General features: G+C 50.9%; 9 protein-coding genes. 3 read left to right on the top strand and 6 right to left on the bottom strand.

The features are described from left to right. Positions 1–23: 23 nt before the first annotated feature. Complete coding sequence (locus MoGM_RS06365; RefSeq protein ID WP_146078672.1) at positions 24–932, top strand: hypothetical protein; 909 nt, start codon at positions 24–26, stop codon at positions 930–932. 621 nt (positions 933–1553) lie between these two features. On the opposite strand, the gene coaD is transcribed toward MoGM_RS06365, so the two are convergent. The 6 genes from coaD to MoGM_RS06335 all read right to left on the bottom strand — a co-directional run bounded on the left by coaD (position 1554) and on the right by MoGM_RS06335 (position 5368). Further along, the gene (coaD, locus tag MoGM_RS06360; RefSeq protein WP_104369270.1) at positions 1554–2000 is read right to left on the bottom strand and encodes a pantetheine-phosphate adenylyltransferase; all 447 of its coding nucleotides are present in this window, start codon (positions 1998–2000) and stop codon (positions 1554–1556) included. 394 nt (positions 2001–2394) lie between these two features. Next, entirely contained in the window at positions 2395–3423 is a 1029-nt protein-coding gene (ruvB, locus tag MoGM_RS06355; RefSeq protein WP_104369269.1) for a Holliday junction branch migration DNA helicase RuvB, read from the bottom strand. Positions 3424–3592: 169 nt separating this feature from the next. Continuing rightward, on the bottom strand, positions 3593–3691 hold the full coding sequence (locus MoGM_RS13025; RefSeq protein ID WP_158249565.1) for a smalltalk protein: 99 nt from the start codon (positions 3689–3691) through the stop codon (positions 3593–3595). A gap of 166 nt (positions 3692–3857) precedes the next feature. Continuing rightward, positions 3858–4310 (bottom strand): HU family DNA-binding protein, encoded by a 453-nt coding sequence (locus MoGM_RS06345; RefSeq protein ID WP_104369287.1) that lies wholly within the window; start codon positions 4308–4310, stop codon positions 3858–3860. Positions 4311–4511: 201 nt separating this feature from the next. After that, positions 4512–4934: a D-Ala-D-Ala carboxypeptidase family metallohydrolase gene (locus tag MoGM_RS06340; RefSeq protein WP_104369267.1), complete on the bottom strand. Its 423-nt coding sequence runs from the start codon at positions 4932–4934 to the stop codon at positions 4512–4514. A gap of 11 nt (positions 4935–4945) precedes the next feature. Further along, positions 4946–5368, bottom strand: coding sequence for a hypothetical protein (locus MoGM_RS06335; RefSeq protein WP_104369266.1), 423 nt, complete (start codon positions 5366–5368; stop codon positions 4946–4948). A 780-nt stretch (positions 5369–6148) separates the two neighbouring features. Here MoGM_RS06335 and MoGM_RS06330 point away from each other — a divergent pair. Continuing rightward, a complete protein-coding gene (locus tag MoGM_RS06330) occupies positions 6149–9670 on the top strand; it encodes a T9SS type A sorting domain-containing protein (protein ID WP_104369265.1) in 3522 nt (1173 codons plus the stop codon). Positions 9671–9851: 181 nt separating this feature from the next. Then, positions 9852–12590, top strand: coding sequence for a M6 family metalloprotease domain-containing protein (locus tag MoGM_RS06325; protein ID WP_104369264.1), 2739 nt, complete (start codon positions 9852–9854; stop codon positions 12588–12590). Positions 12591–12656 lie beyond the last annotated feature (66 nt).

The raw sequence follows: 12656 nt of genomic DNA, 5'->3' as shown, positions 1-12656 counted from the left end.
TTAACAATCAAAAACAAGTAATTATGAAAAAGAGTTTACTTTTTGCAGCAGCGCTGTTTGCGAGCGTTGCGGTTAACGCCCAATCAGTAAAATGGTCTTGCGAGACCGCTTCTGCCGATGGCAAGAACATGACTGAGGCTGATTACACACTGGATGGCGTGGTAAGCGGCAGCGAATCTATCAAAGCCCATGCCGTTACGGCAGGAACAGGAATAATCTTCCCTCCCACAACATGCCAGAAAAGCCACAAGGACGCAAGTGGAACATCTATCCAATTCGGTTCTGAGGCTACACCGGCTATCATCAAGTGGGTTCCCACATGTGCTTCTGATGCAGCTATTAAGACTATCGACGAGGCTTATGCCGCCGGCCAGTACATTGACTTCAAAATCGAAGAAGGCGATATAAAAAAGGTATTGTCATTGAATAACGTACAGTTCAACGCCACACGTCTCGGTACAGATGCCGTGCGTATCAACGCAAAACTTATCGCGGCAGCCGAAGCCGACTATGAATCAGACTGGCTCATCAACGGTGAAAACTGGGCAACAGTGTCTGACGGAACAGGCGCATGGGTTGAGGCAACTGGCGCAGAAGGAGAAATCGTAGGCGCAGAGCCTTCCCGCGAGGACGCATCAAAACCCGCTTCATGCGATGCCGGTGCCACGACATACACTATCCCGGCACCAGCCGACTTCCCCGAGGACGCATACGAGATTACTCTCCGCATCGTTGTATACGGTATCGGAAACAACAAGGCTGTGGCTTATCAGAACGTTTCGATAAACCTCGGAACAGAAGACGGTATCAACGACATCAAAGCCAATACAGAGAATGTTGACGCTCCGGCATACAACATGGCCGGTCAGCGCGTAAACAACAACTTCAAAGGCCTGATGATCAAGAACGGCAAGAAGTTCATCAACAAATAATGACAAAGACAATAAGTCTTATCGAAAACGTGAAAACGTCATCTTCCGTTGAATGAAGTGCCCGGACAGAAAAACAGGAGAAAACCAATCCGATAAGGAAAAGGCTCCGTAATAATAAGGGAAAGGCATCACATGAACGGTAAATATACTCCATTCAACATGAAAAAGAACTCAATCAAAAAGAAAGGAATGAGGTATACGAACCATATATCATATATGTTTAACATGTAATGAGGTATCAAGCAGACGTTCGTGGTTAGCAAAATACAGAAGCTGCCAAATATAATACTTCATTGAACGGTATTCTATAAACTTCCGGGGCATGAAATATTCATGCCCCGGAAATGTTTTTATCATATACTCGAAATGTTTTACCGTCATAATAGGCACTATAAAATATTTTGTGTAAATGGAAATACGGGATTCAAGTTTGAGTCTCGTATTTTTTATTTTATACATTTGCAAAATGAAGAAAATTTTATGAAAGAAAAGAATCAAGTAGTGCCCGATCATATTAGACCGAAAATATATCCTTACCCCCCCAAAAAAAAATTCTCAATGCTTCAAATAACACACACTCATGCCCATTTCATAAGCATTCATACATAAAAGAAGCATCTGTCAGCGCCGCGGCAGGAACTCACTTACATCACGCCCGAAGTGCATAAGTTCACGCACTACACTGCTACTGACACTCGCCAGGTGTGGCTCGGCATAGAAAAGAACCGTCTCTATATTACCAATTCTGAGGTTGATATCAGCCTGCTCACGCTCATACTCAAAGTCACGCACACTTCGCACTCCCTTGATTATAAAGCCAGCACCCTCATTCCTGGCAAAGTCTACCGTGAGATTGGAATACGACTTAACCTCTATCTTCGGCTCATCTGCATATAGAGCGGCAATATCAGCCACCCTTTTCTCCGGTGAATGCATATATTTCTTGTTCTCATTCACCCCTACACCGATTATAATCTTGTCAAAAATAGGAAGCGCACGCCTCACTACTGAGTCATGTCCAATGGTAAACGGGTCGAAACTGCCCGAAAATATCGCCGTTTTAAACATAAATTTTTATGATATTTACTTAGTGAAACAAGGGTAATTAAATTGTAAATCCGAAGCATCAAGAGACCTCTTGCCTATATTATCTGTCATGAATCAAGTCAAATGACAACAGTGAAAAGCACAGAATAATGAACTTTGAGATATTATTTATCTATTACTTAACGTCCCGCATCTCTGTATTTCCATATTTACCAAAAGAATATATCACACCAACCGTAATCCCATATCATACGTATCCCTCGGACAGATATTGCGACACCATGGATATCGCATGCCAATCATCCTTCTGCGTGATACGCTCTTAGTTCCGAACTTTTCATATCAAATCTTTCATTACAACCTTTCATGCTTCTGGGACAATCACTCACGACTCCCATATTATCTCCCGACTTAGTCAGAACAGTTCCGGATGCATGATGTTTCCGGTGTAAGGATTACGCCCGAAATGACGGTAAGCCAGTTCGGTTACCATACGTCCGCGCGGAGTCCGCTTTATGAAACCCTCCATTATGAGATACGGTTCGTATACCTCCTCCACCGTACCGGAGTCTTCTCCTATCGCTGTGGCAATGGTACTGATGCCCACCGGGCCACCCTTGAACTTGTCTATTATAGTCAATAAAATCTTATTATCTATCTGATCAAGCCCATACCGGTCAATGTTCAGTGCAGAGAGACTCATCGTCGTGATACCAAGGTCAATGCGTCCAGTGCCTCTCACCTGCGCAAAGTCACGCACACGGCGCAGCAAAGCGTTGGCTATACGCGGCGTACCTCGGCTGCACCTGGCTATCTCCATGGCCGCATCGTCATATATCGGCACCCGAAGAATATCTGCCGAGCGCTTTATTATCTTCGTCAGCGTATCCGGGTCATAATATTCAAGATGCATGTTTATACCGAAACGGGCACGCAACGGCGCCGTGAGAAGTCCGCCACGCGTTGTAGCTCCCACGAGTGTAAACGGGTTCAGGTCTATCTGTATAGAGCGCGCCGATGGTCCTTTGTCTATCATTATGTCTATCCGATAGTCTTCCATGGCAGAGTACAGATATTCCTCCACCACAGGCGACAATCGATGTATCTCGTCGATGAACAGCACATCGTTGCGTTCGAGCGAGGTCAGTATTCCAGCCAGATCGCCGGGCTTGTCGAGCACCGGCCCGCTCGTTATCTTAAATCCCACTCCAAGCTCATTAGCGATAATATTGCTCAGTGTTGTCTTTCCCAGTCCGGGAGGTCCGTGGAGCAAGGTATGGTCGAGCGGCTCACCACGATATTTGGCGGCCTCGACAAACACTTCGAGATTCTCCACCACCTTCTGCTGTCCGCTGAAATCACCAAACCGCAACGGCCGCAATGCATTCTCAAAGTCTTTCTCTGCCGAAGCCCGTTCCTGCCTTATGTCAAAATCTTCGTTCATCCGTTTGTCCGTGTATATCTTAGAACTGCAAAGTTAGCACTTTTTTTAAAGGTAAAAAGGTAAAAAGGTAAAAAAGTAAAGAAGCTAAAGCTGTGATTTACCGTATTTACCACTTTCACCATTTTACCCTTTAAGTTCTAAGTTTCCTTGATATATCTTTTTCTCACCTCTATACGTATGTCGCACCGAGGGCACCGAGCAGTGCCGTGGCCACGGTTGCTATCACTTTTATTATCAACTTGATGTTCTTTATGGTTATCTTACTCATTTTTGTGTCGTTGTTTGTCATGGTATTCTTTTTCACTGAGCGTGGCGGCTCATGCCTAAAACAATCTCGCCGCCACGCATTTATTATCCCGCTTCCGTCCTGAAAGACGGACATTCACTGCCGACCGGCATCAAAACCGTCTTCCCGCATACCGTGAGTCTCATCGTCATACCACGGGTACGTCAGCCCCGGCGGTCTCTTTCATCACGGTGTTCTTTGGCAGCTCGGCTACCTTGCATCCTTCGAGAAACGCCTTCACCCGTCTGCCTTCCTTGGATATCTTCACCTCCGGCTGGAATATAATGTGTATGTCGCGAAGGTTCTGGTTCACACCGAAATCTCTCACCGTTTCACTCGGCGATGTACTGATGCCGAGCTTGAACGAACCGAAACGGTCGAGTTTCACCCTCTTGGAGTCTTGCAACTCTTTTCTCATCGTCACCACCAGTTCACTGATCACCGCGAGAATATCCGCCCGCTTCACCGTACAGTTGGCCTCTATGGTGTCTGCCAGTTGGTCGGTAGTCACGGTATCGAGCACCACCGCCCTGCCATACCACTTGTTGAAAAAAGCGCTTTTCTTGTTTTTGTTCTGATAAAGTCTGTAATGTACTGCCATAGTTTTTGTTCCTTTCCTTAATTTTAAAATGGTTAATGAAAAATTGTTGTCGCTTGTCTTTCCGGAAGACATTGCAAAGGTAGTGAATTTTAAACCCTTTGTCAAGCGTTATCACGATACACATCGGCCTACTCTTCCCGATAGCATGCCGGCCGTCCGGCATCCGGCCGCTCTCCGGCATCTGAAAACATGCCGTCTCCGTCAGCACCGCACGGTCTGTGCCTGCCTTCGGTTTGTGCGCCGCGCGGTATATGAAATGTGCAGCCAGCGGCATCCGTTGCTCATCCTGTGCTCAAAAAGCATCTGGTCGAAGTCCAAGTGCTTCCGCACGAAGTCATATATCTTCATCCCCGTCTCCATATCTGATATATGTATGTCCGCCGCCTCTCCCCTCATGTGCTGCGAGGATGGTGCCCCTCCCACGGCTTTGTTTAGCTCCCGCGAGCGGTATCCGCTCGAAATCCTCGTCACCCCGAACCGCCGACGTATCGGTTTGAGCACATTCTCGCACAGCAGGCACATCCGCTCTATGTCCTCCACTGTCGGCGTGTTGTCTATTCTCCGGCTTATCGCCACGCCCGAGCGTATCATCTCTTCGAGCGAAAAGTGTGTTGTCAGTTTCATGGTATCTGTTTTTATTTGATCACTTTACTTGAAAGCGGTTTTTCCACGGCCGAGTGAAACATTTGCCGCATATATCTGTATATCAATGAGTTCTTCCGCACTCCCTTCCGCTGTGCGGCCTGATATGCGCATCCGGCCGGATTGCGCGGCCGCTTTACGTGCAGCGTATCGCAAATACCGGTCACCAACTGCGTGAATGTGCACGTGTTTCCCTCCGAGTCGCATATCGTGCCCTGCGTGTATGCTATGTGTGTCGCCTCCATCAGGTCGGTCACCGTTCCCGTCCACCTTGCCCCCTCGTCAGGATCAAGACTCAAAAGAGCCACAAACTCCTCCGTAATACGTTCGCGAGCCTCCCTTTCCTGTCGCGCTTCGATAGCCCTGCGGCTTTCGTCGCCGGCTTTGACGTGTGTGTTGTTGTAGTAAATCATCATTGTCCTTAAATTATTAAAGTTACCTTCATACATTCCGCCGCATCATCGGCAGACGCTTTCTAAGAGTCGCATGCCACTCTGTTTTTGTTTTTGATATCGATTGCAAAAGTAATACGCCGAGATGCACATATAGTTCACTTTTTATTCTTTATGGTTAAATTTATTAAACATAAAGTACGTTTGCGCATGTTTATTCACCGGCAGTCGCATATTGATCAGAGTCCATTTCTACCGGTTTATTGCCGGCCGTGAATTGACAAAAGCACAAAAACAGTACAGACAGTTTGCAAAAACGGTATAAATATGCAAAAACACCGACCGACATGTTGCATTGAATCCTCCCGTCACGGTGCATCCATAGTTTTCTTGCCCATCAACGGCATGCCCGACACGCTACGTCCGGACACCGCCGCAAACCGTTTGTCCGTCAGATTCGGCACTGCCGTTATCTAAATGCGATTCAACGGATTGCATATACAATAAAGGCGCAACCTGATGATTTTTACAACTGCCTTTCCTACCTTTTAAAAAAACCGCTCGCTACAGCAACCGCTATCAACGCCAACCGCATGCCAAACATTGCATAAATATACGTTTTTAAGAAAAACCACAAACAATATTTACAATACTGGCATCATAACTGCATAAAAACGTTAATTAAAGTTTAATTAATCGCATATTTATAATGTACTTATCAACAAAAACTTAACTTTGCAGTTTAGAATTAGACGTTTTTATCAAAATGCAATTTTAATTATTTTTAATATTCAATAATCGTTTATGAGAAAGTTTACACTTTTCGCCCTGTCACTCCTGATGGCAGGAACGGCTGTTGATGCCAATGCGCAAAGCAAGGCAGCCAACGGCCTAAGGCGTTTTAACAACGCCAAGCGCAACTTTGTCGCCGTGCACTCCGAAAGGCAAGCAGCCAAGTCTGCCACAGCGGCGAAATTTGAAAAAGCAGGCTTCGGCCCATCATCGGTATCATACAGCCCCACACAGACAGGTGCCGGCGACGAACCGATATTCAACATGAAGAGCCATCAGTTCGGCTACATCGAAGGTCCGGACAAGACCACATGGACCTATACCCAAAGTATAGCCACACGCAACGACTGGTACTACGACAAGACCGAAATCGTGGTCTACGACAACACCCACAAAGAGCGTGGCCGTATCAATATCCAAGTACCACAGGATAAGGTCGTGAACGTGATAGAGCCGTTCGGCCAGATTACAACAAAGTTTTTTGACAAGAACGACAAGACACTCGAAATACCCATCTACTATCATGAGGTTCCGTCTCCCGGAGTCACCATCGACTCGACCTTCGCCTACAACATGAACAGTGAAAAGGTGGCCGCTTTCAAGGGAGTGGCACAGATGACAGAGTCCGTCAAGAACTCATGGGACGTATATCAGAGACTGTTGCTCACAAACAACTACATCGGCGAGGATACCTCTTACATACAGGTTGACATCTACAAGCCGGGAGGATGGAACAACACAACACCCGAACTGGAACACACTTTCACTATCGACTTCGAGAAAGTCAGCTACAGCGACGGTCCGGCTTTCCACGCATACGATGTAGAAGGCACCCCCTACTATCTGTACACCCACTATGAGAAACCGTGGGCTTCGGGATATGACTTTGATTTCGACTCCGACTCAAACATCGGGCTCGACCCCATACCCACAGAGAACAACTTCTACGTGATAGAGACATTCGACAGAAACTTCAACCGCATAGACTCCCTGGCCATACCGCTCACCAAAGCTCCCGACGCCCTGTGGCCGGCATTTGCCTCGTTCGGCACGTTCTCATACAATGACCTCACGAAAGGCTACTTCACCGGCGACGACAAGCTGAACTATACGGTGACCCTATACGACTACATCAAGTCTGACGACAGCAACAGGTTCCGCTTCGAGGTCTACTCGGAAGGCAAGCATGTCAACACCATCTGCGACTATGTCACAGACACATGGTTCCCATTGTCTTCGATAAACGGACAAAGCGACCAGTATGCCTTCATACAGACCATCGGCAGCGACCAGTTCATCCAGATGGTGGATATACCCTCTTGCGAGAAGAAGACACGCATACCGTCATCCATCGAAGGCAACAAGATTTCGGCCGACATAAACCGCGCTCCGGTGGGCGACTCTTACCAGTACGTCATTAAGATGGCATACGCCGAGGGCGACGCGGACAAGAACGTAATAGCTCTGCTCGGATGGTACACCACCGACCTGAAACTCGATCACTTCACTAAGTTCAACCTCGGTCCAAACGCACAGTACTTCACACCGCTGCTCAACGACGACGCCATGAATCCCTATACATTCGACACCGACGACGAGCACGAATACTGCTTCATCGCCAAAATAAAACGCGACAACAGCACCGTACTCGACAACGTGGTGGTCGTGGCTAAGGAGAACGGCGAGTTCATCCGCAAATACAGCGGAGACGACGAATATAAGATGATGACAAGTGCCATTCTCGACAACAACACTTCACGTCCTGAGTTCATCGTGGGTTATATGAACAACAATACCGGCGAATACAGCATTGATTTCTACCCGCTGCCGTTCAACAAATTTGCCAAAGGCGGAGACGGAACCGAGAACAACCCCTATCTCATATCCACCGCCGGCGATATGAAGCAGATAGAGAAAGCCCCGAAAGCGGCTTACAAGCTGGCTGCCGACATCGACATGTCAAACAGCCTGCAGACATGGAAGCCGATAGACACGTTCGGCGGCATACTCGACGGTGACGGACACAAACTGATGAACCTTACAATAGACGACAACAACGGCAAGGCCGGACTGTTCCGCCAGACGGAGGAGGGCACACAGATAAAGAACATCATCATCACCGACCCCACTCTCGTTGTCAACCCGCAGACCACATACGCAGGATTCGTGGCCGGAGCGACGACCAAGACATCGATCACGGACATCCACGTCTATGGCGCACGCATTGAGGGCAACGGCTCTACAGACGCCATCGGCGGTCTGATCGGCCAGGGCACTACATACACCGCCATCGCTTCAAGCTCGTTCAACGGCGTCATCAACCTGCCTGAGACAAGCGTTGCCGGCGGTATCGTAGGCAACATGCGCACCGGAACAACGGCCGACCACTGTGCCGCAACCGGAACATTCACCGCCGCCAACACACTCGGCGGAATAGTCGGAGAGACCGAGAGAGACGCCAATGTGACCAACTGCCGTGTAGACGCTGCAATAAAGGCTCAGAACACCGTGGGCGGTATCGTCGGAGTGGACAACAACAAGGGCCTGATCACAAACTGCATCGCCAACGGAACCATCGACGCCGACGCTCCCACACGCTGGGGTAAGTTTGCCGTTGGAGGCATAGCGGGCGAGCTTGTCGAGGCAACCGACGTCACAGGCAACATCATGAATGCCGAAATCAATGTCACGGCAGAGCCTAATGTGACCACCGATCCCGACACCGGAGCGGAAATCGACCTCACTGCCAAAGCCATGAAGAGCGTTCACCGCATAGCCGGATACACCATCGTAAACGCCGCTGAGGATGCCGGCGGAAAAGCGGAAGACAAGGGCTTCGCCAAGAACTATGCCACAACAGCCGTAAAATGGAACGACGCCGCCGTGGAATATACGGACGACACCACATCCGAGGGTGCCACAAAGAGTGTTGCCGACCTTACGACCGACTTCCTCAAAGGCATCGGTTTCGCATACGGCAACACAGCGGCAGAGCCTTGGAAAGAGGCTGGCAAGCTGCCGGTGCTCTACTTCGAGAACATCCCAATGTCGCTGACACTCAGCCAGAGCGCCGTAAACGTGGTTGAAAACGAGAGCATACGCATCGTCGCCACACTCTACGGAGCCGACCCGAGCATGATAGACGTAGTGTCTTCAGACAACAGCGTGGCCGAGGCTGAAATCGTCGAAGAGGGCGACAACAGCATCACCATTGAGGTAAAATGCAAGAAAACGGGCACGGCCACCATCACGGCTACCGCCGGCACACTGACCGCAACATGCCTCATCAACGGTGTCACCACAGCAATAGACGGAATAACAGCCGACGGCAACGGCCCGGCCATCACATTCCGCGACGGCAACATCGTAGCCGATGGCGCTTCCAGGATTTCCGTTTACAACATCAACGGACAGCTTGCTGCCGACAACGCCGGCTCAACCATGAGCACATCGGGCATGAGCAAGGGTGTATACGTCATCGTGGCGACAGACACCGCCGGACATACGGCCACAAGCAAGATTGTATTAAAATAACATACTACGGGATAAACGATAAAGTAAGGCAAGCGGGACGGATGCGGAGGTGTCGAAAGACAGCGGCGCTCCGCCCCGCTTTTTAATTGCCTGACGGCAGACGACGGGTTACCGAGCCAAGCGAACACAGCCCCACCACCCGGCGGATGCCGCCAAACACAGATAATACCAGTACGTAAAAATGAACATAAAGCAAATCACACTCGCACTATTCGCGGCGGCAATAATGTCGCAATCGGCAACAGCCGTGCCCGCCGACCCACGCCCCAAACAAGTAAGGCAGGCCGACGGGAGCTTTGTAACGGTGGTGATGGCCGGCGACGAGCATGCCCACATCACACGGACGACAGACGGGTACCCGTTGTTCTACAACCGTGACACACGCAACTTCGAGTACGCATGCATCACGGCAGACGGCCGGATAGGCGGCAGCGGAATGGTCGCGGCAGACGCATCACGGCGCGATGCCAAGGCAGCGGCATATCTGCGTACCATCAACATAAGCGGAATAGAAAAAGCCGCACTACTATCCACGGCCAGGAAAAGCGCCTGCGGTAGCGCCACAGCCGCCAAGAACAGGAGTAAAAGCAGGGCCGGAATCCAGCAACGCATAAAGCTGACCGACTTCCCTACCATCGGCAGGCAGAAAACCCTCGTGGTGCTCGTGGAGTTCAGCGATATAGGCTTCACGGCCATGACAGACCCGCACGACTTCTACAACCGCATGCTCAACGAGCAAGGATTTACCCACAGCAACGGAGCCACCGGCAGCGCGCGCGACTTCTACATCGCAAGCTCGGCCGGAATGTTCGATCCCGACTTTGTTGTCGTGGGGCCCATAAAGCTCGACAAGCCGTCAGACTACTACGGAGGCGACACGCCGGGCACGGACTATCATGCCCACGAGATGATAGTGGACGTGTGTAAGGCCATCGACAGCGGCGTTGACTTCACACAGTTTGACGGCGACGGCGACGGTTATGTGGACAACATCTACTGCTTCTATGCCGGTCCGGGACAGGCAGACACCCCCGGAGCCACATTGTCTATATGGCCGCACTCCGCCGAGCTGGCCGGCTGGGGCATAGACCTGACCTGCGACGGCAAGAGAATAAACCATTATGCGTGCAGCAACGAACTGCGCTTCCACATCACAGACAAGGTACCGGCAGGCATAGGCACGTTCGTACACGAGTTCGGACACGTGCTCGGACTGGCAGACCACTATGACTCGGCCGACTCGCGGACATACACCGTGGGCGAGTGGGACACCATGGCTACAGGCTCTTACAACAACGACGGCAACACACCGCCGGTATTCTCGGCATTCGAGCGCGCCGAGCTGGGATGGCTCGACTACACCGAGATGGCACCGGACGAGGCAGGAGTGAAGGCCATAGCCGACCTGAAACAGTCTAACAAGGCATACCGCGTGACCGTGCCGGGAAAGGAAAACGAGTATTTCATCTTCGAGAACCGCCAACAGACCGGCTGGGACACATATCTGCCGGGACACGGCATGCTCGCATGGCACATAGACATGGACGAAACGGCATGGAAAGAAAACACGGTGAACACTGTGACAAACCACCAGCGGGTAGACATCGTCGCGGCAGACGGAGTGAGGAGCACAGGCACACGCAAGGCCGACCCGTTCCCCGGAACAGACAACATCAGGCAGTTTGACTTCAAGGCTTGGGACGGCAGCAGCCTGCTCGCTCTCGACGAGGTGATGGAAACGCCCGATAACATACGCTTCGCACTGGCCGGAACAGGCTACAAGCCCGCATCACCGGAGGCCATCACCGTGACCGAGACCGCCGACAGCAGCTTCACCATCACATGGAGCGGCACCGAAGACGCCGCATACTACATAGTAAGCATTAACGAAATCGGGCCTGACGACGGCAGGACTCCCATAGAGGGCATGGACAACGCCACGTTCGACAAGGCACAGACACTGCACATCAACGGCCTGAAACCGGCCACGGAATATGAAATCACGGTGACGGCCGGTTTCGGAAGCTACCGCTCGGAGCCGCGGACCACAAGAGTGAAGACACTCGAACTGGCATTCGAGAAGGTCATCCCGACAGGTGTCACGGCCACCGCTGTATATTCTGACGGATTTACAGCCGCATGGGATGCCGTGCAGGACGCGGACGGATATATCGTCAACCTGTATAAGCACTCTGCCGGCACAGAAACCGAGACCGGCGGTTACGACTTCGGCGAGCGTGCCGAGGGTATACCCCAACTGTGGAGCACCAGCAGCACCACATACTATTCGATAGCCGGATACTACGGCGAGGCGTCTCCCTCGCTGCGCATGTCGGCAGACGGCGACTACATAGAGGTGGCCTATCCAGACAGCAAGATCACCGGCCTGTCGCTCTGGTGCCGACTGAGAAACGGCAACGGCAGCGTGTGCATTGACAGATTTGCCGACGGAGAGTGGCACGAGGTGGAGCAGATAGTGCCGCAGGATGAAGGCGGAGTGGTGACGGCCGCCATCGACCCGGCCGACAAGGTACGCATAAGATACAGCCGGGAGAGCGGTTTCCTTGTTGTGGACGACGTGACCGCAAGCTATGTAAGAACGGAGCGCACACCGGTCGACGGCTACCGGGACTTGAATGTGGGCAACGTTTTGTCGTACACATTCAATACGCTTGAGCACAATGCCAAATACGGGCTGCGCATAACGGCGACATCGGCCGACCTCAAATCAATGCCGTCGGAAGAATACACCGCGACCGTATCCGGCGAGACAAGCGGTATCTCGACCACGGAAACATCCCGTGGACAGGCGGAATACTACGACCTCTCTGGAAGGAAAGTATCTAAAAACAATCTCGGAAAGGGTATATACATCATCCGGGAAAAAGGCAGGACCATAAAGACCGGCAAGGTCTTTTAATGGGTGAAAGACGATGATATGTGAGCGCCCCGACAGAATATTCTGTCGGGGCGCTCACATATCATC

The sequence above is a fragment of the Prevotella sp. MGM1 genome (genome assembly GCF_002933775.1).
In the GTDB taxonomy this organism is placed as follows: domain Bacteria; phylum Bacteroidota; class Bacteroidia; order Bacteroidales; family Bacteroidaceae; genus Prevotella.
The sequence above is the reverse complement of the archived record's forward strand: the minus strand, read 5'-3'. Positions and strand labels throughout refer to the sequence as shown.